Source organism: Vibrio sp. 10N.286.51.E5 (genome assembly GCF_041469125.1).
Taxonomy (GTDB): domain Bacteria; phylum Pseudomonadota; class Gammaproteobacteria; order Enterobacterales; family Vibrionaceae; genus Vibrio; species Vibrio crassostreae_C.
Genome location: NZ_JBFRJZ010000151.1, coordinates 1 through 210, shown reverse-complemented (window position 1 = coordinate 210; position 210 = coordinate 1). Strand labels below are relative to the sequence as shown.

At 44.8% G+C, this 210-nt stretch carries 1 rRNA gene; it reads left to right on the top strand.

The annotated features are described in order from the left end of the window. Positions 1–87: 87 nt before the first annotated feature. Positions 88–210, top strand: a 16S ribosomal RNA gene (locus AB4161_RS23185); the annotation flags it as partial.

The window sequence follows — 210 nt, the reverse complement described above, 5'->3', positions numbered from 1 at the left end:
AGCTTTAGAATTACATGTTTCTGTTCTTTTTCGAAAGAGCGGTAAATATTAGTTTTGAAGTCAGTATTCGTTGAGTCACAAAATCTTAAATTGAAGAGTTTGATCATGGCTCAGATTGAACGCTGGCGGCAGGCCTAACACATGCAAGTCGAGCGGAAACGACACTAACAATCCTTCGGGTGCGTTAATGGGCGTCGAGCGGCGGACGGG